Source organism: Brachybacterium sp. Marseille-Q7125 (assembly GCF_023062615.1).
In the GTDB taxonomy this organism is placed as follows: Bacteria; Actinomycetota; Actinomycetes; order Actinomycetales; family Dermabacteraceae; genus Brachybacterium.
The window spans coordinates 1-24,929 of sequence record NZ_JALLAL010000027.1 but is presented as its reverse complement, the minus strand read 5'-3'; the positions used below and the strand labels follow the sequence as shown (position 1 = coordinate 24,929).

Below are 24,929 nucleotides of genomic sequence, written 5' to 3'. Positions count from 1 at the left end.
CTTAAGCCTTTCTGGAGAACGGTGATCGAGCAGCCGGAGGGCGGTTGGTGGGGCCCGCTCCGGAAAGCGGGCCCCACCGTGTGCTCACCAGCGGTAGTGCGCGAAGGCTCGGTTGGACTCGGCCATCTTGTGCGTGTCCTCGCGGCGCTTGACAGCGGCGCCGAGGCCGTTGGAGGCGTCGAGGATTTCGTTCATCAGACGCTCGGTCATGGTGTGCTCGCGGCGAGCGCGCGCGTAGCCCACCAGCCAGCGGAGCGCCAGCGTGGTCGCGCGACCGGGCTTGACCTCGATCGGCACCTGGTAGGTCGCACCGCCCACACGGCGGGAGCGGACCTCGAGCGAGGGACGGATGTTGTCCAGCGCCTTCTTGAGGGTGACGACCGGGTCCTGGCCGTTCTTCGCCCGCGCGCCCTCGAGCGCGTCGTAGACGATGCCCTCGGCGACGGTCTTCTTGCCGTCCAGGAGGATCTTGTTGATGAGCTGCGTGACGATCGGCGAGCCGTAGACGGGATCGACGACCAGCTGGCGCTTGGGAGCGGGGCCCTTACGAGGCATTACTTCTTCTCCTTCTTCGCACCGTAGCGGGAGCGCGCCTGCTGGCGGCCCTTCACGGACTGGGTGTCGAGCGCGCCGCGCACGATCTTGTAGCGCACGCCCGGGAGGTCCTTCACACGACCGCCGCGCACGAGCACGATGGAGTGCTCCTGGAGGTTGTGGCCCTCACCGGGGATGTAGGCGGTGACCTCGACGCCGGTCGACAGCTTCACACGCGCGATCTTGCGCAGCGCGGAGTTCGGCTTCTTCGGGGTCTGGGTGTAGACACGGGTGCAGACACCACGGCGCTGGGGCGAACCCTTGAGCGCCGGCGTCTTCGAGGCGGACGACCGGGCGTCCCGCCCCTTGCGCACCAGCTGCTGAATAGTCGGCACTGATTCTCTTCCTCGTCGGCCCACGATGCTGTTCGCACCGGGGGATCACCTTCTTCGACCGCGGTTGCGGCCGGCGACCCGTCTCGCCGCTCCCGGACCCGGGAGCTTCTGCGGGACGACCCGCCCGTCAGACGATGGCGCCTGCCGGGCGTCCGCAGGACCGTGATCGGCGCCCGGGGGCGGGGGCCGGGTCCGGCCTGCCGCCCGTATTCGGGCACACCGCAAGGATCCGCTCCTCGCGGGGGACCCCCTCGACCGCGCCCAGGGATGAACCTGGCGGGCGGACGATGGGTCCCGGGTCACGACCAGAGGGCACTCCGGACGCAACGTTCAGTCTAGTGAGACGCTCTCGACGGGGTCAAAGCTTCTGTGGGCATCCGACGCAGATCACACGCTCGCGTCCGGCGGGCCGGACAGCGCCCCTCCCCGACATACATCCCTCTCCCGCCATGCACCCCTCCCCCGACATGCGACGAGCGCGCCGCGGATTGCGACGCGCTCGTGGCGTGGTGAGGTGTGAGGTCCGCTCAGCGGATGCCGAGCCGCGCGGTGCAGGCGGGCCAGGCACCCCAACCCTGCGCGGCCTGGGTCTTCTTGGCGATCGCGATCTGCTGCTCGCGGGTGGCCAGGTTCGCGGTGGGGGCGTACTGGCCGCCGCCATAGGCGAGCCAGGTGCCGCGGTTGAACTGCAGTCCGCCGTAGTAGCCGTTGCCGGTGTTGATCGACCAGTTGCCACCGGACTCGCACTGCGCCAGGCGATCCCAGACGCTGCCGGAGGGCTCGGCCGGGGCCGCGGCACCGGTGTTGCCGCCGGAGGAGTCACGATCGCTCGAGCGGGAGGACTGGGTGTTCTGGCGCGGCCGCTGCTCCTCGCGCGGCTCGGGCTCCGGGCGCTGCTTGGTGCCCTCGGCGACCACCTGGGTCACGGGCTTCTCGACGACCTTCTCGGAGAGCACCTCAGACTCGGTGACCTCACCGTCGACGATGGTCTCCTTGATGACCTTCTTGCGTTCGCCGACCTTGCCCTCGGTGGTGGTCCGCTTCTCGCCGACGTAGAGATCGCCGTCCTCGACCGTCTTGGTCTTGAAGGGGATCTCCTCGGTCTCGGAGCGCTTCGTCGAGCGAACCCGCTTGACGGTGTAGGTCGCGCCATCCTCGAGCAGCTCATCGCGCGGGACATTCGCGGTGTCGGTGTCCTCGATGTCGCCGAGCACCTTCTCCATCGCCTCGCCGACGGTCAGCGCGGCCACCTCAAAGGTGTCCTGGCCGTACTGGCCCTTGAAGGTCACGGTCTTGCGGGTGACGACCTCGACGGCGCCGGCGGCCTCATCCAGGGAGGCCTCGACGGCGGGGGTGATCGCTGCGCCCTCGGTCTCGGCGTCGATCTCCGCGAGGGCATCGGCCACGGTGTCACCGGTGGTGAGCACCTCGGTGTCCTGCCCGTCCACGGTCACGGTCACGGCGTTGCGGTGGATGACCTGGATCTGCATCCCGTCAGTGACGGTCTCGTCCAGGCCCGGCAGCACGAGGTCGGTGTCCTTGACCTCGATGTCCTGCTCGGCGAGCAGGTCACGCACCGTGGTCTGGGAGAACGTGCGCGCGGAGCTGAGCTCGCCGTACACGTCGATCTGGGCCTCGTCGGACATCGCGAACGCGGTGCCGCCACCGCCGACGGCCAGCACGCAGGCTGCCGCGGCGCCGATGATCCACGGGGACTTCTTCACTGTTCCACCTGTTTCCCTGCCGCGCGCGGCGCGGCGATAGCACGTCAATCCGGTCCGGCCCCTCCAGGAGCCCGTCGCCGCGGTGCGAGCGCGCGCTCGGGGCCGGGGAGCCAGGAGGCGCTGCGGGAAGGTCGCGGTGCGGCAGACGTTCTCCATCGTCGTCGTGATCGGGCGCGCGCGTAAGGGAAACACCCAGACTTTGGTCAAGGCTGACAGGGGTCTTTACCGTCCGCTGACCGTCGATGCCGCACAGCTCACGCCGGGCGCCGGTCAGGCCACGCTGCGTGGCGGTCAGGTCACGCTGTACGGCGCTCACAGCGCGCTGCGCGGCGGTCCGGGGCGGCACGCGCCGTCGGGACAGGGCGCTGCGATGCGCAGCAGCGGCCCGTCGGAACACGGCAACAGCCCACAGGAACACGACAGCGGCCCGCCGGTACCAGAGGGCGGCAGAAACGACACGGGCGGCCCCACCGGAGAGGTGGGACCGCCCGTGCGCGGTCAGCGGGCGCCGCAGCGCCGCTGGATCAGCGGAAGTCCGTCCGGAACGGGTCCGCGTAGTCGATGTCGTCGAGGTTCACCGCACCGGTGGTGCCGAAGCCGGAGAAGTCCAGCTCGTCGTAGCTGGGCACCTGGTACATCTGCGCCTTCGCCTCATCGGTGGGCTCCACCGCGATGCGGCGGAACCGCGACAGGCCGGTGCCCGCCGGGATCAGCTTGCCGATGATGACGTTCTCCTTGAGCCCCATGAGCTGGTCGCTCTTGCGGTTCAGGGCGGCCTCGGTGAGCACGCGGGTGGTCTCCTGGAAGGAGGCCGCCGACAGCCACGACTCGGTCGCGAGCGACGCCTTCGTGATGCCCATCAGCTCCGGTCGGCCGGAGGCGGGCTTCCCGCCCTCAGCGAGCACCCGACGGTTCTCCCGCTCGAAGGTCACCCGCTCGGCGAAATCACCGGGCAGCAGCTCGGTGTCCCCCGACTCGATGACGGTCACGCGGCGCAGCATCTGCCGCACGATCACCTCGATGTGCTTGGCGTGGATGTCCACACCCTGGCTGATGTACACCTTCTGGACCTCGTCCACCAGGTGCTGCTGCACGGCACGCGGGCCGAGCACGCGCAGCACCTGCTTGGGGTCGATCGAGCCCTGGGTGAGCTGCTGGCCCACCTCGAGGTGGTCGCCGTCCTCGATGAGGAGAGCCACGCGGCGCGAGACCGTGTAGGTCACCGGGTCCGAACCGTCGTCCGGGGTGACCGTGATCTTGCGCTGCTTGTCGTTCTCCTCGATCTCGGCGCGGCCGGAGAACTCGGAGATCGGCGCGAAACCGGCCGGGGTACGGGCCTCGAACAGCTCCTGCACACGCGGCAGACCATGGGTGATGTCACCCTCGGCGCTGGCCACACCACCGGAGTGGAAGGTCCGCATCGTCAGCTGGGTGCCGGGCTCACCGATGGACTGCGCCGCCACGATGCCGACGGCCTCGCCGATGTCCACCAGCTTGCCGGAGGCCAGGGATCGGCCGTAGCACTGAGCGCACGTACCCACCGCGGAGTCACAGGTCAGCACGGAGCGGACCTTGACCTCGCGCACACCGGCCTCGACCAGCTGCTCGATGAGCACATCGCCCACCTCGGCGCCGGCCGGAGCCACCTCGGAGCCGTCCTCGCCCACGGCGGCGGTGGCGAGCACACGCCCGTAGACAGTCGACTCCACGTGCTCATGGGCGCGCAGAGCCCCGGCCTCCTCCACCGCGATGGGGAGCACCAGGCCCTTGGCGGTGCCGCAGTCGTCCTCGCGCACGATGACGTCCTGGGACACGTCCACCAGACGACGGGTCAGGTAGCCGGACTGGGCGGTCTTCAGCGCCGTATCCGCCAGGCCCTTCCGGGAGCCGTGGGAGGCGATGAAGTACTCCAGCACCGACAGACCCTCCTTGTAGTTGGAGAGGATCGGACGCGGGATGATCTCACCCTTGGGGTTGTTCACCAGGCCGCGCATACCGGCGATCTGACGGATCTGCATCCAGTTGCCACGGGCGCCGGAGTCCACCATCCGGAAAATGGTGTTGGTGGAGTCGAAGTTCTCGCGCATCGCCTGGTCGACCTCATTGGTCGCCTCGGTCCAGATGTCGATCAGCTCCATGTTGCGCTCGGCCTCGGAGACCAGACCCAGGTCACGGTTCTCCTGCACCTGCGAGGCCTTCGCCTCGTACTTGGCGATGATCTCCGCCTTGTTCGGCGGGGCCACCACGTCCGAGAGCGCGAAGGACGCACCGGAGCGGCCGGACCACGAGAAGCCGTAGGCCTTGAGCGCATCCAGCGACGCGGCCACCTGGCCCTTGTCGTAGCGCTCGGCGAGGTCGTTGACGATCCCGCCCAGGCGCTTCTTGCCCACCTGGCCCTCCACGTAGGGGAAGTCCTCCGGCAGGGTCTCGTTGAAGTACACGGTGCCCAGCGTCGTGGTCAGGATGTACGGATCGCCCTCACCATGCCCCTCGGGGGCCTGCCAGCCCTTGGGCGGCACGATCTCATCGGCCCCGAAGCGGATGGTCACCGGAGCGTTGAGGTGCAGCTCATCGCGGTCGAAGGCCATGATCGCCTCCGCCACGGAGGAGAAGGCCCGGCCCGCGCCCTCGACGTCCTCGCGCACCGTGGTCAGGTGGTAGAGGCCGATCACCATGTCCTGCGCGGGCATGGTCACCGGGCGACCGTCAGAGGGCTTGAGGATGTTGTTGGAGGACAGCATGAGGATGCGGGCCTCCGCCTGTGCCTCCGCGGACAGCGGCAGGTGCACAGCCATCTGGTCGCCGTCGAAGTCCGCGTTGAACGCGGCGCACACGAGCGGGTGCAGGTGGATGGCCTTGCCCTCCACCAGCTGCGGCTCGAACGCCTGGATGCCCAGACGGTGCAGGGTGGGCGCACGGTTCAGCAGCACCGGATGCTCGGTGATGACTTCCTCGAGCACGTCCCAGACCTCGGGGCGGGCCCGCTCCACCATGCGCTTGGCGGCCTTGACGTTCTGCGCGTGCGACAGCTCCACCAGGCGCTTCATGACGAACGGCTTGAACAGCTCGAGCGCCATACCCTTGGGCAGACCGCACTGGTGCAGCTTCAGCTGCGGGCCGTTGACGATCACGGAGCGAGCGGAGTAGTCCACGCGCTTGCCCAGCAGGTTCTGACGGAAGCGGCCCTGCTTGCCCTTGAGCATGTCCGAGAGCGACTTCAGCGGGCGGTTGCCCGGGCCGGTCACCGGACGGCCTCGGCGGCCGTTGTCGAACAGGGAGTCGACCGACTCCTGCAGCATGCGCTTCTCGTTGTTCACGATGATCTCGGGCGCCCCGAGATCCAGCAGCCGCTTGAGGCGGTTGTTGCGGTTGATGACGCGGCGGTACAGGTCATTGAGGTCGGAGGTCGCAAAGCGGCCACCGTCCAGCTGCACCATGGGGCGCAGGTCCGGCGGGATCACCGGGACCGCGTCCAGCACCATGCCAGTGGGCGAGTTGGTGGTGGTCAGGAACGCGGAGACCACCTTGAGGCGCTTGAGGGCACGGGCCTTCTTCTGGCCCTTGCCGCTGGCGATCGTCTCGCGCAGCGCCACCGCCTCGGCCTCGAGGTCGAAGTCCTGCAGACGGCGCTGGATCGCCTCGGCGCCCATGCCGCCCTCGAAGTACGTGCCGTAGCGCAGCTTCATAGCGCGGTACAGCTGCTCATCGCCCTCGAGATCGGCGACCTTCAGGCCCTTGAAGCGCTCCCACACGCGGGTGATGCGGTCGATCTCCTGGTCGTACTTCTTGCGGATCTGCGCCTGCTCACGCTCGGAGGAGTCGCGGACCTTGCGCTTGGCATCGGCCTTGGCGCCCTCCTCCTCGAGCTGGGCGAGGTCCTTCTCTGCGGAGACGGCGCGCTGGTTGATCGCGGCATCACGCTCGTTCTCGAGCTCCTTGATCTCCAGGTCGAAGCGGGCCTGCAGATCGGGCATGTCGTCGTGGCGAGCCTGCTCGTCCACGTCGGTGATCATGTAGGCGGCGAAGTAGATGATCTTCTCCAGATCCTTCGGCGCCAGGTCCAGCAGGTAGCCCAGGCGGCTGGGCACGCCCTTGAAGTACCAGATGTGGGTGACGGGGGCGGCGAGCTCCACGTGGCCCATGCGCTCACGGCGCACGGAGGACTTGGTGACCTCCACGCCGCAGCGCTCGCACACGATGCCCTTGAAGCGCACGCGCTTGTACTTGCCGCAGTAGCACTCCCAGTCCCGGGTGGGACCGAAGATGCGCTCGCAGAACAGGCCCTCCATCTCGGGCTTCAGGGTGCGGTAGTTGATGGTCTCCGGCTTCTTGACCTCGCCGTGGGACCAGCCGCGGATGTCCTCGGCCGTGGCCAGGCCGATGCGCAGCTCATCGAAGGTGTTGACGTCGAGCACAGGTGTCCTTCTCTCGATCGGAAGTCATGAGGGTCTGAGGGAACAGGGGTCGTGGGGTCGGGACCGTCGGCGCGCGGTGGTGGGCCGACGGTCCACCGTCCCTCAGACCTCTTCGATGGAGCCGACGCCCTCGTGGGGCCGGCGGGACAGGTCGATGCCGAGCTCCTCCGCGGCGCGGAAGACCTCTTCGTCGCTCTCCTGGACCTCCTGGGCGATGCCGTCGGAGGACAGCACCTCCACGTTCAGGCACAGCGACTGCATCTCCTTGAGCAGCACGCGGAAGGACTCCGGGATGCCGGGCTCGGGGATGTTCTCGCCCTTGACGATCGACTCGTAGACCTTCACGCGGCCGGAGATGTCATCGGACTTGATGGTCAGCAGCTCCTGCAGGGCGTAGGCGGCGCCGTAGGCCTCCAGGGCCCACACCTCCATCTCGCCGAAGCGCTGGCCGCCGAACTGGGCCTTACCGCCCAGCGGCTGCTGCGTGATCATCGAGTACGGGCCGGTGGAGCGGGCGTGCAGCTTGTCGTCCACCAGGTGGTGGAGCTTGAGCATGTACATGTAGCCCACGGAGATCGGGTCCGGGAACGGTTCGCCGGAGCGGCCGTCGAACAGACGGGCCTTGCCGTCCTCCTTGATCATCCGCTCACCGTCGCGGTTGGGCCGGTAGGTGCCCAGCAGACCGGTGACCTCCTCGGCGGTCAGACCGTCGAACACGGGCACGGCCACCGGGGTGCCGGCCTCGCCGTGCAGCGCCGCCTCGGGGATGTCCGCGGCGATCGGATCGTCCTTCTCCAGATCCCAGCCGGACTTCGCCACCCACCCCAGGTGGGTCTCCATGACCTGGCCGATGTTCATACGGCCGGGCACGCCCATGGGGTTCAGGATGATGTCGATCGGGGTGCCGTCCTCAAGGAACGGCATGTCCTCGACCGGCAGGATCTTGGCGATGACGCCCTTGTTGCCGTGGCGGCCGGCGAGCTTGTCACCGTCGGTGATCTTGCGCTTCTGCGCCACGTACACGCGGACCATCTCGTTCACGCCGGTGGGGAGGATGTCGCCGTCCTCCTCCTCGGTGAACACGCGCACGCCGATCACGGTGCCGGACTCGCCATGCGGGACGCGCAGCGAAGTGTCGCGGACCTCGCGGGCCTTCTCACCGAAGATAGCGCGCAGCAGGCGCTCCTCGGGGGTCAGCTCGGTCTCGCCCTTCGGGGTCACCTTGCCCACCAGGATGTCGCCCGGTTCGACCTCGGCGCCGATGCGGATGATGCCGCGCTCGTCGAGGTCCGCCAGCACGTCGTCGCCGACGTTGGGGATGTCTCGGGTGATCTCCTCCTTGCCGAGCTTCGTGTCGCGGGCGTCGACCTCGTGCTCCTCGATGTGGATCGAGGTGAGGACGTCATCCTGGACCATCCGCGAGGACAGGATGATGCCGTCCTCGTAGTTGTGGCCCTCCCAGGACATGAAGGCGACCAGCAGGTTCTTGCCGATGGACAGCTCGCCCTGGTCGGTGGAGGGGCCGTCGGCCAGGATGGAGCCAGCCTCGACGCGGTCGCCCTCGTCGAACAGCACGCGCTGGTTGTAGGAGTTGCCGGCGTTGGAGCGCTGGAACTTCCCGATGGGGTAGGTCTGGCGGGTGCCGTCGTCGGCCATCACGACGATGAGGTCGGCGCTGAGCTCCTCGATCACGCCGCCCTTCTCAGCCACGACCACATCGCCCGCGTCCACCGCGGCGCGGCGCTCCATGCCGGTGCCCACCAGCGGCATCTCGGCCCGCAGCAGCGGCACGGCCTGGCGCTGCATGTTCGAGCCCATGAGGGCGCGGTTGGCGTCGTCGTGCTCGAGGAAGGGGATCATCGCGGTCGCGACGGAGACCATCTGACGGGCGGAGACGTCCATGTAGTCCACCTCGGAGGTGGCCACGAGGTCCGGCTCGCCGCCGGTCAGACGCACGAGGACCTCGTCCTCGAGGAAGCGGCCGTCCTCGTCGATCTTGGCGTTCGCCTGGGCGATGACGTGCCGGTCCTCGTCGTCTGCGGTGAGGTAGACGATCTCATCGGTCACGCGGCCGTCCACGACCTTGCGGTACGGGGTCTCCACGAAGCCGAAGGGGTTGATGCGCGCGAAGGTCGCCAGCGAGCCGATCAGGCCGATGTTCGGACCCTCGGGGGTCTCGATCGGGCACATGCGGCCGTAGTGGCTGGGGTGGACGTCACGGACCTCCATGCCCGCACGGTCGCGGGAGAGACCGCCGGGGCCCAGCGCCGAGAGGCGACGCTTGTGAGTCAGGCCCGACAGAGGGTTGTTCTGGTCCATGAACTGCGACAGCTGCGAGGTGCCGAAGAACTCCTTGATCGCCGCCGTGACGGGGCGGATGTTGATCAGGGTCAGCGGGGTGATCGCCTCGACGTCCTGCGTGGTCATGCGCTCGCGCACGACGCGCTCCATCCGGGACAGGCCAGTGCGGACCTGGTTCTGGATCAGTTCGCCCACGGCGCGGATACGACGGTTGCCGAAGTGGTCGATGTCGTCGGTCTCCACGCGCACGGTGCGGCCGTCGGCGGAGGTGTACTCGCTCATGCCGTCGTGCAGCGCGACGATGTACTTGATGGTCGCCACGATGTCCTGCAGGCGCAGGGTCGACTCGGACAGCGAGCCCTCCAGGCCCAGCTTCTTGCCGATCTTGTAGCGCCCCACCTTGGCCAGGTCGTAGCGCTTGGGGTTGAAGTAGAGGTTGTTCAGCATCGCCTCGCCCGCATCGCGCGTGGGCGGCTCGCCCGGACGCTGCTTGCGGTAGATGTCGATGAGAGCCTCATCGGTGGAGGTGATGCGGTCCTTCTCCAGGGTGGAGCGCATGGACTCGAACTCGCCGAACTCCTCGAGGATGTCGCTGTGCGACATGCCCAGGGCCTGCAGGAGCGTGGTGACGGACTGCTTGCGCTTGCGGTCGATGCGCACGCCCACCTGGTCGCGCTTGTCGACCTCGAACTCGAGCCAGGCGCCGCGCGAGGGGATCACCTTCGCGGAGAAGATGTGCTTGTCGCTGGTCTTGTCGATGCTCTCCTCGAAGTACACGCCCGGGGAGCGGACCAGCTGGGAGACGACCACACGCTCGGTGCCATTGATGATGAAGGTGCCCTTGTCGGTCATGAGCGGGAACTCGCCCATGAAGACCGTCTGGGTCTTGATCTCACCGGTCTCGTTGTTCATGAACTCCGCGATGACGTACAGCGGAGCAGCGTAGGTGAGGTCCTTCTCCTTGCACTCCTCGACGGAGTACTTGGGGTCGTCGAAGGTGTGGTCACGGAAGGACAGCGCCATGTTCCCGGCGAAGTCCTCGATCGGGGAGATCTCCTCGAGGATGTCGGCGAGACCGGAGGTCTGGGGGACGTCCTCGCGCCCCTCAGAGGCGGCCGCCGCCGCCCGCTCCTGCCAGCGCTCGTTGCCGAGCAGCCAGTCGAACGACGTGGTCTGCAGACTCAGCAGATCCGGGACGTCGATGGGGTCGCCGAGCTTCGCGAAGGTGACGCGGGGCGAGGCGGTGCGAAGTGCGATGTCAGTGGTGAGATCGGTGCTCGAGGCAGCCAAGGGGGGTCCTTCCACAGGCCGATGACGGAATCCCAGGCGCGGCGAGAGCCCGTCGGGACGGTGGAGCAGGATCTGCGGTCGAGCAGGTCCGAGGACCGGCCACGACGTACGGAGCAGCAGAACCGACGGGCGGACGCACAGCGCAAGGACCGACGATACACAAGATCGCGGATGGACACAAGGGTCGCCGCAGCGACAGTTCCATCCGCGTCGACCGCTATATGTCTGGCGCGGGGCTGTGCAGGGAGCCTCCCCGCTCTCACCGGCGGCTGAGGCCTGACCGGAGGGGGTCGGAGGAGCTCCGTACGGGGAAAATCATGACCCCATTCACGCTGGGCGTCAAGCAGGCGCGCGGACGTCGAGGGGTCGACGTCCGCGCGCCTGCGGTCAGCTGCGGTGCCTCAGCGGGCTCCGCCCGGATCAGCGGCGGCGGCGCGCCACCAGCAGTCCGGCCCCCGCCAGCAGCAGGGATGCCCCTGCCAGCAGCGGGATGAGCGCCTCGGTGCCGGTGCGCACGAGGGGTCCGCCGGACCGGCCCGGCGCCTGGTCACCGGCGCCCGGCCCACCGGCGCCAGGACCGGGGTTCTGTCCCGGTGCGCCCGGCTGCTGCGGACCGCTGTCGGAGGGCGCTCCGGGCGGCAGCAGCAGGTAGGTGCCGTTCGAGGGCCCTTCGAAGACGAGCGTGCCGTCCTTCAGGGTCGAGCGCACGGGGATCCGGGTGCCGTCGGCGAGGATCCGCAGCACTCGCTCCCCCTTCTGACCGGGCACGGTGATCTTCGCGGTCAGCGGCGCATGCAGCGTGCTGAGGGTCAGCACCCGCGCTCCCCCTTCCGCGTTCTCGATGCTCGCGCTCAGCGCGTCATCGCTGCGGAAGGTCGAGGTCGCGGTGACGTCGCCATCGCGTAGGGTGCGCACCGTCAGCTCGATGCTCACCGTGACCTCTGCCTCCACGGTGCCGCCATCCGGGCGGGTGGCGAGCACGGTGACGGTCTGCTTCCCGTCGCGCAGGACGCTGCCGGGGGCCAGGCGGATCTGCACTCCGGCCTCGTCGGCCGCCTCGGCGCTGCCATCGAGCGTGGCGGTGAACTCCTCGAGCACCTGCTCGGCGAGCGCAGCCTGTTCCCCGAGCAGTTCACGGTCGATCGTCAGCTCCACGGTCTCAGGTCCGCTGAGCTCGAGCACCTCACGCAGGGTGAAGGCCCGGGCCTCCGTGGTGGTGTTGCCGGCCAGGTCGGTGGCGATCACCGTCAGGACGTGCTCGCCGGAGGCGAGATCCGCGGTTGTGACCGTGGCCTCGAGCATCTCCTGCGCCGCCGCGGTGCGGGCCCCGCTCGCGCGGAAGATCGCGGCCGGGGCCTCCTTCTCCGGCGCGGTCGTCTCTGCCGGAGCGTCCTCGGCCGTGGCCGCCGCCGCAGCATCGGCCGCAGCCTCAGCCTCTCCGTCGGCCGCATCCTCCGGCTCGAGGTCGCGCACGTCCACCAGGGCGTCCTCGACGCTGTGCTCGGTGGTGGCCAGCTCGGTGACTGCCTCGTGGACCACCGTGCCGTCGACCATCACCTGCAGGCTCGCCAGGTGCGGATCCTGGGCGGCGATCTCCAGCTCGGGCCGATCCTCGAGGACCTCGGAGTCCTGCACGCCCTCGATCTCGACGGTGGGGGCGTCCTGGTCGAGCACGACGGGGATCAGGCCTACCAGGACGTTGCCGTTGGCGTCGGAGAACTGCAGCAGCAGGGTGTCGCCGTCGGCCACGGTGAGGTCCGTGGAGAACTCGCGCCGGTTGGAAATCTCGCCGGGGCTGGAGAAGTCCATGCGCTCCACGACGGTGGAGTCGTTGAGCCTCAGCGCATAGCCCCAGCCGTCATCGGAGGCGGTGCCCACGAAGTGGACGTCGGGAGCGTTCGTGTAGAGGGTCCCGCCCACCAGCGTCGGCTCCTCGACGGTGAGGCTCGGGGCGACCACATCGACGTAGATCGCCACGCCGCGGTCGTACCGCACGGTGCCATCCGCATCGGTGATCACCATGCGCACGTGGTTCTCCCCGGTCGCCACGGGCACGTCCACGGTGAAGCTGCCGTCCTCGGCGATCTGCGCGGGGATAGGCGCGGGGTCACGGTAGGAGCCGTCCTCCCCCACGCGGTTGCCAGGCGTCAGGGTGAGGGTGCCGCCGCCGGGCAAGGTGCCGTGCAGGGTGAGCACCTCACCGGAGGCGTCGATGTCCGGGGTGTCGCCGGGCACGAACATCGCGCCGACCTCCGGCAGGAACTCGACGCCCTCGAAGGTGGGCATCTCCCAGGTCTGGGCGGGGGTGCGTCCGGACAGCGGGATCGCGGTCGCGTCCTTGTTCACGCCGTCGGAGGCCACGAGGGTGATCGCCGCGGCGTCCTCCGCCGGCGTCACCGTGATCTCGAAGCTTCCGTCGGGACCGACCTCGACGGTCTGATCGCCCGCGCTCACAGTGAGCTCGGCGCCCTCCCGTTCATCGGTGACGGTGCCGCCGATGGTGACGGTGCCATCGTCGCTGATCATGGCGCCGCCGTCGGTGTCGGTCTCGAGCGCGGTGATCTCCAGCACCGGGGCGGTGGAGTCATAGGTGACGGTGACGCTCTGCTCCTGGAGCACCTGACCATCAGCGCCCAGACCCTCGACGAGGATCTCCTGCTCCCCCTCGCGCAGGGGCACGCCGACGCGGAACCGGCCGTTGGAGGAATCCACGACCTCCTCGCCCACGCGCACCTCGACGATATCGGAGGAGACGTAGCCGTTCAGCAGCAGGGTGCCGTCCTGCACCAGCATGGAGCCGGGGCCGATGGGGGCTGCCGCGAACTGCTCGGCGCTGTCGACGATGAGGGTGGTGGGCTCGAAGACCTGCGTGCCCACCCCGAGGTTGAATCCGGCATCGAGCACGGAGACGGTCACGTAGGGGGCCTGCTGGGCCTCGACCTCGATGACGTAGCCGCCATCGGGCGTCTCGGTGACGGGCAGCTCCTGACCCGCGGCATCGGTGGCCGTGGGCGCGGCGAGAACGCCGGAGCCGTCTTCGATCACGGTGAAGGGCAGCTGACCGCCCTCATAGGCGCCGAACTCGATGACCGGGGCGGTTGCATCGATCCCGAAGGGCAGGTCCACGTGCTGCCAGGGCTGATCCTCGGACAGCCGGGTGCTGACGCGGTAGGTATACCGACCATCGGGCAGCGCGACGAAGTCCGCCTCCTGGGCGTCCCAGGTGATGCCGTCGAAGGTATAGCCGGTCCACTGCAGGGCGCGGGGGTCCTCGACCGCGGCGAAGTCTCCCAGCAGCGGCCGCCGCAGATCCTGCTCCTCACCGATCACCGTGACCTCCTCGCCGGAGGCATCCAGCACGGTGTAGCGCGCCTCGGCGGCGTTGCGCAGGAGCATGAGGTTCGCGGCGATGGTGTCCATATCGCCGTCACCGTTGGGCGAGAGCCAGAACTCGCCCATCTCGCTGCGCAGCGGGAGGGTCTGCCCGGCCCAGCTGGTGAGCAGCTCGGTCTGCACGCCCAGATCCGCGAGGTCCTCGCCGGCGGGCAGGAGAATCGGCTCAGCGTTCCACTCCCCCGCGAAGCCCAGGAAGGGAACCCGCAGATCAGGCTGCTGGGCATCAGCCGCTTCGAACAGCACCCAGCCGCCCAGGAAGTGGGGGTCGGTGCTCTCCGGGGTGACGGTCACCTCGACGGTCGCCGTGCCGCCGGCAGGGACGGTCACGGTATCCGGGGTGCTCACGCTGCCGCCGGAGACGCGCGTGGTGGTGGCAGCGCCGGGCTCATTGGTCTCGGCGATGACGTCGACCTGCGGCAGGGTGAAGCGCAGGTCCTCGCTGCCCGTGCTGGTGAGGGTCACGGTGAAGGTCTGCGGGCCGTCCATCTCGCGCAGCGCGGCCGCGCCCTCGCCGTCGACGGTCGCGATGACCTGGGAATCCAACGCCAGGTCGATCCGGGCCAGGCCCGCGCCGACGCGACGGGGCGAGGTGGGCACGCCGGACTCCTCGACCGGGACCTGCGCGGTGTTCATGAGCATGACGGTCGCGAGATCCACACGCTCGGCGCCGGTGACCTCGGGGCGGGTCTCCGCCAGGTGCTCGAGCAGCAGGGCGCTCAGGCCCGCGACGTTCGGCGAAGCCATGGAGGTGCCGGAGCTGGTGCCGTAGGTGCCGTCGTTGTAGGTGGAGTAGACGTTGCCGCCGATTCCGGCGATCTCCGGTTCGAAGTCCAGGGTGGGGGTGGTGCCCCAGGACGTGAAGGAGGAAGCTGCCAGGCCGTCGGCGCCCGGGAGGACACCCACCTCATCGGTGATGCGGATGGTGGTGGGGCCGGCGGCGACCCGCGCGGCGAGCGCTTCGCCGACGGGGCCGCTCAGGGTGATACCAGGGAGGGTCTGGTCCTCCACACCGGCCATGCCGAAGGGGGCATCCTCGGTGTTGTAGACGACCACGCCCTCGGCGCCGGCGGCGATGGCGTTGGCGTACTTCTCGGAGAAGGCGATCTCGCCGCGCTGGATCAGGGCGTAGGAGCCGCTGAGGTCCTTCCCTTCGACGTCCGCGGGCTCGGCCAAGCCGATGTCGACCAGCGGATGGGGCTCGCCGTCATGCTCGCCGGTCGCCGGGGAGTAGGGGATGCCCTCGGCGTCATCGTTCACGTACGCCATGGGCTGCGTGATGGCGGCGTTGTCGAGGGAGGCGACGGTCAGCGCGGAGCCCTGGGTGCCGGGAGCGCCGACGGTGCCGTCGTCGAGCAGGCCCAGAGCGTCGTCCGCGGAGCCGCTGGGCGAGAAGTTCTGGCCGTCGTTGCCGGCGGCGATCACGGTGAGCACCCCCGCCTCACGGGCGGCTTCGATCGCGAGGGAGGTGGCGTCCGAGGCGTTCTTGTGCCCGTTGGAGGAGCCGAGCGACATGTTGATGACGTCCGCATCGAGCTTCACGGAGTCCTCGATGGCGGCCACGATGTCGGAGTCCTTCGCGCCGCCGCCGGAGTTGGAGAAGACCTTCATCGCCAGCAGCTGAGCGTTGGGAGCCACGCCGTCGAGCTCGCCGGTGGTCGCGAAGTCACCGGGCTGCTCGCCCGGGGAGCCATTGGCGCCGACGATACCGGCCACGTGCTGGCCGTGTGCGTCGACGACGGCATCGGTGATCTCGTAGCTCTCGTCGGCGTAGTTGTACCCGTCGGGGATCTTGCAGGTGAAGCCGGCGTCGGCGGCGGGGTTGATGCGCTGGATCGCGGCAGCACCGCAGTCATCCAGGCGCATGGCGGGATGGCTGGGGTCCAGGCCCGAGTCGATGATCGACACGACCATGCCCGTGCCGTCGACGTCATGCTGACCGAACGCGGTGGGCACGCCGTGGGTGTCACGGGCGGTGTGCTCGGTGCGCTCGTAGATGCGTTCGCGACGCACCGAGAGAACCTCGGGCTCGAGGGAGAGATCGGCCAGGCGGTCCCCGGGGACGGTGGCGGAGAAGCCGTTGACGAGGTAGCCGAACTGGCGATCCACCTGCAGGCCGTAGGTGCTCGACCAGTCCTCGAGCAGCTGCTGCTGGGTGCGCAGGCGGTCCTTCTCGGCGGCGAGCGACAGCTGCGTGGGCTGGTCGCGCAGCAGGACGATGACCTGCACGGGCGCCGCATCCAGGGCGTCCGGGATGGTGGGGGTGCCGCCCGCCGGTGCAGCGCCGATGCCGGGCTTTTCGGGAGGCGGGGAGGGGTCCGCGGCGGCGCCGGTCACGCCCAGGCCCAGGGTTCCGAGGAGGAGGGCGCCGCTGAGGGCGCAGAGTCGACGCAGGGGCCTGATGGGCACGAAAAGCTCCCGAAAGATCGGAGGGACTGAAGTCCCGGCCCAGCCTAGAGTTCACTCAGAGTTCTCTCAGAGCTTTCTCATATTTCGAAAGTCACGAAAAGGTCTCAGACAGGCGGAAGGGCCGCCCCGCAGATGCGGGACGGCCCTTCCGATGAGTTGGCGGAGATACCGCCCTCAGGTGAGGCGCACGCGGTGACGTGCGCGGTCGATCACTTGAGGGTGACGGTGGCGCCGGCCTCCTCGAGCTTCGCCTTGGCGGCCTCGGCGTCCTCCTTCTTGGCACCCTCGAGGACGGGCTTGGGAGCCTCGTCCACCAGAGCCTTGGCCTCCTTCAGACCGAGGGAAGTCAGGCCGCGCACCTCCTTGATGACGGCGATCTTCGCGGAGCCGGCGGACTCGAGGATGACGTCGAACTCGTCCTTCTCCTCCTCGGCCGGGGCGTCGCCACCGGCAGCGGCACCGCCAGCGGCGGCGACGGCCACGGGGGCAGCGGCGGTGACCTCGAAGACCTCCTCGAACTGCTTCACGAACTCGGAGAGCTCGATGAGGGACATCTCCTTGAAAGCTTCGATGAGCTCGTCGTTGCTGAGCTTCGCCATGATGGCGTTCCTTCCTGTCGTGGGACCTGTGTCCCTGCGGTGTTGAACGGCGCGGGTGCGCCCGATGTCACGTGGCGCGGGTGCGCCAGGTCAAGCGGTGGCCGCTCCGTCGGAGCGACCGGGAACAGCGCTGCGGCTGTGGATGCGGTGGCCGTGAGCCGGGGCTCAGGCGGCCTCCTGCTTCGCCCGCAGCGCGTCCACGGTGCGCGCTGCCTTGGACAGCGGCGCCGCAAACACTGCGGCGGCCTGGGACATCGACGCCTTCATGGCGCCGGCGGCCTTGGCCAGGAGCACCTCGCGGGACTCGAGGTCCGCGAGCTTCTGGACGTCCTGCTCCGAGAGCAGCTTGCCCTCGAAGTAGCCGGACTTGACCACGAGCTTCTCGTGATCCTTGGCGAAGTCACGCAGAGCCTTCGCGGGCTCCACCGGCTCGCCCTTGATGAAGGCGATGGCGGTCGGCCCGCTGAGCGTGCCGTCGAAGACGTCGATGCCAGCCTCGCGGGCAGCGATCTCCGTGAGCGTGTTCTTCACCACGGCGTAGGTCGTCTCGGAACCCAGCGCGCGACGGAGCTGCTGGAGCTCCCCCACGCTGAGGCCGCGATACTCGGTGATGACGGCGGCGTCGGAGTCGCGGAACAGCTCCACGATCTCCTGGACCGCGGCCGCCTTCTCGGGGTTCGCCATGGCCCTCCTTCCAGAGGTCTCTCGCCACCGGGTGAAGGGCGCCCAGACATGAGAAAGGCCTCGACACGCAGGTGTCGAGGCCACAGGGCACGGCGGCACCGCACGCCGACAGCAGTCGGGCGGGTGCGACCATGCGGGGGTCGCTTCATCACCTGCGCAGGCCATCCCGTGCGGGAGATCTTCGGTCCCCCTCGGGGTCGAGGGCGACGACCGGCGGTCTTCGGTGGCTCCACAGTAGCCGAGGGGAACCACGCTGCGCCACGGGGTCAGCGGCGGAATGCGTCACACCTTGCGAGCACCGCGGCGCCGCGGGCGCGACAAGCCAGGGGGCGTCACGATTCAGGGAGCTCTGCGACCCAGGAGGCGCCCGGCAATCCCCCATCGGCGGTGATGTCCCTCACGCGCCATGTTGTCGAAGTGACGCAAAGGGACTCTCGTCCCCGCTACGCCTCGGGCGACCACCCGGACGATCCCGGCGCGCTGCGACTTCGCGGGAACGCCGCTCCTCCCCCAGGCTTCATCACATCATCGAATCCGCTGGTCGGGGCGGGACGAAAGACTTGGGGCACTTTCGCCAAGTCATCGCCGATCCGCGAGGTCCGGGAGCCGACGCCCACCCCACGCCACCACCGCCGACCCCCTACGCGCAGCCCTGACCTGCATAAACACCCTTTTTGTCGAAGTTTCTTCAAGGGGGTGGCGCGCCCCGTCGGCCCTGGCTACCGTGATACCTGACGGACACCCAGAGCCGTCGGCCCCACCACCCGGAGGGGCTTCCCGCCGAACCAGGCAAGGACCGAGACGAGATCATGACCGGCAACGCCGATACCACGACCACCTCGCCGTCACCCACGCAGGCCACGATCGACGGCCTGGTCACCCGCGCCCAGGAGGCGCTCAAGGCCTTCGACTCCTACGATCAGGAGACCATCACCGCGATCGTCCACGCCATGGCGCTGGCCGGCGTGGACCAGCACATGCCCCTGGCGAAGCTCGCCGTCGAGGAGACCGGCCGCGGTCTGTTCGAGGACAAGTGCGTGAAGAACATCTTCGCCACCGAATACATCTGGAACGCGATCAAGTACAACCGCACCGTCGGCGTCATCGCCGAGGACAAGCAGAAGGGCATCACCGAGATCGCCGAGCCCGTCGGCGTGGTCGCCGGGGTCACCCCCGTCACCAACCCCACCTCGACGGTCATGTTCAAGTGCCTGATCTCGATCATGACCCGTAACCCGATCGTGTTCGCCTTCCACCCCAGCGCCCAGCAGTGCTCCGCCGCCGCCGCACGGATCATGCACGAGGCCGCGGTCGAGGCCGGCGCCCCGGAGAACTGCATCCAGTGGATCACCGAGCCGTCGCTCGAGGCGACCGACGCGCTGCTGAACCACCCCGGCGTAGCGCTGACGCTGGCCACCGGCGGCTCCGGCATGGTCAAGGCCGCCTACTCCACCGGAAAGCCCGCGCTCGGCGTGGGCCCCGGCAACGTGCCGGTGTACGTGGAGAAGACCGCGAAGATCTCCCGCACCGTGAACGACCTGCTGATGTCCAAGACCTTCGACAACGGCATGATCTGCGCCTCCGAGCAGGCGATCATCGTCGATGAGGAGATCGCCGATCAGCTGCTGGCCGAGTTCCAGAAGTACGGCACGCACGTCCTCAGCGACGCCGAGCGCGCCAAGCTCGAGGACTTCATGGTCACCGAGAAGGGCGGGATTGCCGCCTCCGTGGTGGGCCAGAGCGCCGCCGAGATCGCCCGCGGCGCCGGGATCGAGGTTCCCGAGGGCACCAAGCTGCTGCTGGCCCGCATCGAGGACGTCGGCGAGGACCACCCGCTCTCGCGCGAGAAGCTCTGCCCGGTGCTCGCGATGATGACGGTCTCCGGCCCTGAAGAGGGCTTCGAGAAGGCCACGAAGATGCTGGAGTTCGGCGGGCTCGGCCACACCGCCGTGATCCACACGCAGAATGCGGCGATCGAGCGGCAGTACGGGCTGCGGATGAAGGCCTGCCGCATCGTCGCCAACTCCCCCAGCGCCCTGGGCGGCATCGGCGATGTGTACAACGGCCTGATCCCCTCACTCACCCTGGGCTGCGGCTCCTACGGCCACAACTCCGTCTCGCACAACGTCAGCGCGACGGACCTCATCAACGTCAAGCGGATCGCGGAACGGCGGAACAACATGCAGTGGTTCAAGGTGCCCCCGAAGACCTACTTCGAGCGCTACTCGGTGCAGTACCTGCAGAAGATGCCGGAGATCAACCGGGTCTTCATCGTCACCGACCCCGGCATGGTGCAGTTCGGCTACGTGGACATCCTCATCGATCACCTCAAGCAGCGTCGGCAGGAGGTGGCCTGGACGATCTTCTCCGACGTCGAGCCGAACCCCTCCTCGCAGACCGTGTTCAAGGGGGCTCAGTGGATGCGGGACTTCGAGCCGGACTGCATCATCGCGCTCGGCGGCGGCTCCGCGATGGACGCTGCCAAGGGCATGTGGCTGTTCTACGAGCACCCCGAGGCCAGCTACTTCGGCATGAAGCAGAAGTTCATGGACATCCGCAAGCGCACCTACCGCTTCCCGAAGCTGGGGCAGAAGGCGGAGTTCGTGGCGATCCCGACCACCTCGGGCACCGGCTCGGAGTGCACCCCGTTCGCGGTGATCACCGACTCCGAGACCCACGTGAAGTACCCGCTGGCGGACTACGCACTGACCCCGTCGGTCGCGATCGTGGACGCGCAGTTCGTGGACACCGTGCCGCGGCGCACGGCAGCGGATTCGGGCCTGGATGCGCTGACCCACTCGATCGAGTCGTTCGTCTCGGTGATGGCCTCGGACTACACCCGCGGGCTCTCGCTGCGGGCCGGACAGCTGATCTTCGAGAACCTCCGCAAGGCGGTGCTCGAGGACGACATGGATGCGAAGGAGAAGATGCACAACGCCTCCGCCATGGCCGGCATGGCCTTCGCCAATGCGTTCCTGGGGATCGTGCACTCGCTGTCGCACAAGTGCGGTGCCGAGTTCGAGATCGCCCACGGCCGCACCAACGCGATCTTCCTGCCGCACGTCATCCGCTACAACGCCACCAAGCCGTACAAGCACGCGATCTTCCCGAAGTACGAGAGCTACAAAGCCGATGAGGACCTCGCCGAGTTCGCGCGCTTCATGGGCTTCCCGGCCTCCACCACGGAGGAGGGCGTGCAGTCGCTGATCGACGAGGTCAGCAAGCTGGCCGAGGACCTCGGCATCGAGCTGAGCCTCAAGGCCAACGGCGCCACCCAGGAGCACCTGGATGAGGTCATCGACGAGCTGGCCTACCGGGCCTTCGAGGACCAGTGCACCCCGGCGAACCCCAAGGAGCCGCTCGTGATCGAGCTCAAGGAGCTGATCATGGACGCCTTCGAGGGCGAGGTGGGGTACACCAAGCGCACCGGCGGCACCGTCGCAGCGCCGTCCACCACGGCCTCCGCGGTCGCGATCGAGGAGGCGCTGCCCGGCGATGCCGAGGGCGCCGATGACACCGCCGAGCTCGTGGACTCCGTGGACCCCGAGCGCGAGCGCGAGCAGGGCAAGGCGTGAGTCGCTGAACGGCTGAACAGCTGAGAGGAGGGCCCCGCACCGGTGATCGGTGCGGGGCCCTTCGCTGAGTGCGGTCAGCCGCGCACCGCGGCTTGACCTCTTTTCCGTGATCTCGATGATGCGGGTCGGGACATTGCCGTCTCCTGGGCGGAGTGCCACCGGGATGGCTCACGCAGACGACACACCGGGCCGCCATCGACGCAGGGCTCGGTGCTGCGCGAGGGCCGCGATTGCGGCCATGACCAGTGCCGCCAGCACCGGCAGCACCGAGGTGGCCAGGAAGTATCCCGGCGGGAGGAATCCGTTGAACGGTGGAAGTGTGTAGGGGAACGTCGTGGCGAAGGCGGTGACACCGCCGGTGACGATGGCGGCCAGCAACGGGATCAGGACTCGACCGACTGCGACCCCGAGGGAGAGCCCCGGCCCGGGTGCCCACATGCTCAGCACCCCGAGCCGATCCGATGCTCCATCGGAGTCCCCGAGCACGACACCGGAGATCGCCAGCGCCAGCAGCACTGTTGCCACTACTGCGATCAACGGGTGCCAGCGGTAGAAGCTGTCGTAGCCGGTCCAGTAGCCCTGCAGCCACTCCTCGCCGATGTTCGACAGCTCGGAGCGGGGCAGCACCTGCTGGGACAGTTCAATCGCGATCTCCTCGCGGGGAAGATCCTCGCCGTCCAGTGAGACGGCATAGATTGCGGGCGCTTCCCCATCGGGGGAGATATCCCAGGCGCTGCCCACGGCGATCTGCACCTCGTCGATGCCATCGAGCATCCAGCGTCCTCTGTCGTCATCCACCTGATCCGACGTCTCCAGCGGACCATCGGTGCACGGCAGGCTGAGCGCTGTCAGCGCATCGCAGGATCCGGTGACCGTTGCGCGGACCGGGTCGCTCGGGGAGTTCCCGTATTGGGTCATCACGGCGATGACATCACCGTTGCCCGAGAGCGCATCATCCACGAGCTGCGGCGCCTCATCACCGCTGCGGGAGGTGTCCAGTACCAGCAGGGAGTCCCCGAAGCGGTCTCGCAGGGCAGCGGCCTCCCTGAATGTTGAGGTGGTCATGGTGCCGAGCGTCATGAGGTGGGCCACGAGGATAATGACCAGGGCCATGCCGGCACTGAGGCGTCGCACCGCTCCCGGATCGGCCATCATGAGGCGTCCTGCGACCAGGGCGCTCACGATGCCGTATCGCTGTCCCCACGCGGCGAGGGCACGTGCTGCGAGCGAGGTGATGATGCCGATGAACCCGGGAAGGCAGATGGCAACCGCTGCTATGCCGCCGGGCTGACCCCGTTTGGTAGGTCCGGTGGTTGTGTGAGTCGTCCTGTTGCCCGGGTCCGGGCAGGGAGACTGGACAGATCATGACGAACAGCAGGAAGCGTCACACTCCGGAGCAGGTCGTCCGCAAGCTCGGGCAGGCCGACAGGATGCTCGCCAACGGGAGCGACATCGCCGGGGTGTGTCGAGATCTCGGAGTGTCCGAGCAGACGTATTACCGGTGGCGGAACCAGTACGGCGGGCTGAAGGCCGACGACGCGAAGCGGCTGAAGGAGCTTGAGAAGCACAACGCCACGCTCAAGCGGCTGCTGGCCGAAGCAGAGCTCGAGAAGGCCGCGCTCAAGGAGCTGGCTGAGGGAAACTTCTAGGCCCGGGCAGGCGCCGCGCCGCCGTCAACCACCTCAAGCGCAAGCTGCGGGTGAGCGAACGAATGGCGTGCCGTCTGGCCGGGCTGAGCAGCTCCGCATACCGTCGCCCGCTCCAGAGCGAGACGACAGCCGACCCGGACCTGGCATTGCGGGACTGGCTGCGGGCGTATGCGAAGAAGCACCCGCGGTGGGGATACCGCAGGGCCTACCACGATGCCCGCGGCGAGGGGTGGTTCGTGAACCACAAGAAGATCCAACGGCTCTGGCGCGAGGAAGGGCTGCGCGTCCCGCAGCGGCGTCGCCGCAAACGCGTTGAGTCTTCGACCGTCGACGCCCCGGCAGCGGTCGCACCGAACCTCGTGTGGGCGGTGGACTTCCAGTTCGACGCGGACGAGCAGGGCCGTCCGATCAAGATCTGCTCCATCCTCGACAAGCACACCCGCGAGTGCATCGGCGGGCTTGTCGAACGGTCGATCACCGCGGACCGGCTCACCGCCCATCTCGAGGACCTCGTCGCCGTCCGCGGCGCCCCCGCGGTACTCCGATCCGACAACGGTCCCGAGTTCATCAGCGATGAGATGGCCAACTGGGCCGGCACCCGTACCGGCCTGTTCTACATTCCGCCCGGCTCGCCCTGGCACAACGGGTACGTCGAGTCGTTCAACAGCCGGATCCGCGACGAGTGCCTCAACATCAACAGCTTCTACTCGCTGCTGCACGCACAGGTCATCATCGGCGACTGGAAGGACGAGTACAACCACCACCGCCGGCACTCCTCGCTCGGCTACCTAACCCCAGCCGAGTACGCTCGGCAGTGCACCCATCAAATGGAAACCGACGACTCACAGAACGTCCGGACCGAATGAAGGGGGCGGCTCAGCGGCCTATTGCCCCGACTGAGAGCGTGCTGCGAAAGGATCAGTTTCAAGTGGCCCGGTCAACAAAAGCATCCGAACTAGAGGCTCGATTCAAGCGCTGGGCATTCCACCTGCGCAGCATCGCAAACCCGCTCACGATCGTGGCTCTCGTGGCCGGTTTCATCAATGGCTACGGGCCGGATTCGCTGTTTGGAGTGACGCTGCCGGGCATTGTCCACTGGCTATTCGACTGGGCCCCGATAATTGTGCTGGGCGGTATCGCGCCCTTCCTCACCATCATTGCTGGCGAGCTCGACGACACCGCTGAAATTTATAATGACGAGTATTCGCCGAGAAAGCTTAGGCGTCCGATTCAGTTCGACCAGCGCAACCTGACGCCCCTCGGTCTACTCGGCATCGTTTACGGCGTTGGACACTTTTTGAGCCCCGAAGAGAGAGACCTATTCGATGCCCTGTTCTTCGCAGTAGCGGGCGTCTTCATCATCATTCTGCTCGAGCTTGATAGGCGCCGCAGCTTCGCCAAGGCAGCCGAAGACACTGAGCTGCTCGAGAACGGCACCGTCACAACCGGCACGATCATCAAGTGCAATCACAACTGGGATTCAGGGCCCGAAACCTTCGCCTGGGTGCGCTTCACCGATGTCTCAGGCAACGCGCGCGAGTACACCGAACAGTTCATGGACGACCACTACCCCATTGGCACCCGCGTGACCGTGAAATACCTGCAGCACAAGCCGAAGGTTAAGCCAATCTTCGAGATCGCTAAACCTCACCAGCGGCCTACGAACCGGGCCTCCGGCTGAGCACGACACACGACACAGGTGCCCTCGTGCACGCTTAGCTCCCCTTCAAGACTTGCTACTATTGCGAACGATTATCAGTCGCATTGCCAGAATGGCTAGCGAGCGAGGCAACCAGAAGGGCCCGGGTGGTGTCATAGCGTCGAAGCAACACCTCCGGTCGGCGGGGGTCTGATCGGTGGAGTGTGCGGATGGCGCGGGTGGGGTTGTCGTTCAGTGACAGGTCGGAGATCTCGACGGCCTCGAAAGCGGGCTGGTCGGTGCGGAGGATCGCCCGTCACCT

At 68.0% G+C, this 24,929-nt stretch carries 13 protein-coding genes; 4 read left to right on the top strand and 9 right to left on the bottom strand.

Translation table 11 applies throughout. The features are described 5' to 3' along the window. Positions 1-84 precede the first annotated feature (84 nt). From rpsG to rplJ, 8 genes are all read right to left on the bottom strand, one after another. Complete coding sequence (rpsG, locus tag MU407_RS08290; RefSeq protein ID WP_102235378.1) at positions 85-555, bottom strand: 30S ribosomal protein S7; 471 nt, start codon at positions 553-555, stop codon at positions 85-87. Continuing rightward, positions 555-929, bottom strand: coding sequence for a 30S ribosomal protein S12 (gene rpsL / locus MU407_RS08285; protein ID WP_246956664.1), 375 nt, complete (start codon positions 927-929; stop codon positions 555-557). Before rpsL ends, rpsG begins: the two co-directional genes overlap by 1 nt. Positions 930-1,456: 527 nt before the next feature. Then, entirely contained in the window at positions 1,457-2,653 is a 1,197-nt protein-coding gene (locus tag MU407_RS14360; RefSeq protein WP_102235380.1) for a resuscitation-promoting factor, read from the bottom strand. 524 nt (positions 2,654-3,177) lie between these two features. Next, positions 3,178-7,068, bottom strand: coding sequence for a DNA-directed RNA polymerase subunit beta' (locus MU407_RS08270; protein ID WP_102235381.1), 3,891 nt, complete (start codon positions 7,066-7,068; stop codon positions 3,178-3,180). A gap of 102 nt (positions 7,069-7,170) precedes the next feature. Beyond that, positions 7,171-10,659 (bottom strand): DNA-directed RNA polymerase subunit beta, encoded by a 3,489-nt coding sequence (rpoB, locus tag MU407_RS08265; RefSeq protein WP_102235382.1) that lies wholly within the window; start codon positions 10,657-10,659, stop codon positions 7,171-7,173. Between the two features lie 420 nt (positions 10,660-11,079). After that, a complete protein-coding gene (locus MU407_RS08260; RefSeq protein ID WP_246956663.1) occupies positions 11,080-16,461 on the bottom strand; it encodes a S8 family serine peptidase in 5,382 nt (1,793 codons plus the stop codon). 209 nt (positions 16,462-16,670) lie between these two features. Beyond that, positions 16,671-17,060, bottom strand: coding sequence for a 50S ribosomal protein L7/L12 (rplL, locus tag MU407_RS08255; RefSeq protein WP_102235384.1), 390 nt, complete (start codon positions 17,058-17,060; stop codon positions 16,671-16,673). 165 nt (positions 17,061-17,225) lie between these two features. Continuing rightward, entirely contained in the window at positions 17,226-17,744 is a 519-nt protein-coding gene (rplJ, locus tag MU407_RS08250) for a 50S ribosomal protein L10 (RefSeq protein WP_102235385.1), read from the bottom strand. Positions 17,745-18,553: 809 nt separating this feature from the next. Between rplJ and adhE the strand changes: the two genes are divergently transcribed. Continuing rightward, a complete protein-coding gene (adhE, locus tag MU407_RS08245) occupies positions 18,554-21,319 on the top strand; it encodes a bifunctional acetaldehyde-CoA/alcohol dehydrogenase (RefSeq protein WP_246956662.1) in 2,766 nt (921 codons plus the stop codon). A 168-nt stretch (positions 21,320-21,487) separates the two neighbouring features. On the opposite strand, the gene MU407_RS08240 is transcribed toward adhE, so the two are convergent. After that, positions 21,488-22,501, bottom strand: a complete 1,014-nt coding sequence (locus MU407_RS08240) for a hypothetical protein (RefSeq protein ID WP_246956661.1) — start codon at positions 22,499-22,501, stop codon at positions 21,488-21,490. A gap of 182 nt (positions 22,502-22,683) precedes the next feature. On the opposite strand from MU407_RS08240, the gene MU407_RS08235 reads away from it, so the two are divergent. The 3 genes from MU407_RS08235 to MU407_RS14485 form a co-directional block, all read left to right on the top strand. Then, a protein-coding gene (locus MU407_RS08235) for an IS3 family transposase (RefSeq protein WP_246956660.1) occupies positions 22,684-23,834 on the top strand; the annotation gives its coding sequence in 2 pieces (ribosomal slippage) (positions 22,684-22,954 and positions 22,954-23,834; 1,152 coding nt in all). Between the two features lie 38 nt (positions 23,835-23,872). Beyond that, a complete protein-coding gene (locus MU407_RS08230) occupies positions 23,873-24,649 on the top strand; it encodes a hypothetical protein (protein ID WP_246956659.1) in 777 nt (258 codons plus the stop codon). Positions 24,650-24,837: 188 nt separating this feature from the next. Beyond that, positions 24,838-24,929, top strand: a 92-nt coding sequence (locus MU407_RS14485; RefSeq protein ID WP_348648008.1) for a helix-turn-helix domain-containing protein, incomplete at its 3' end; no start/stop codon positions are given.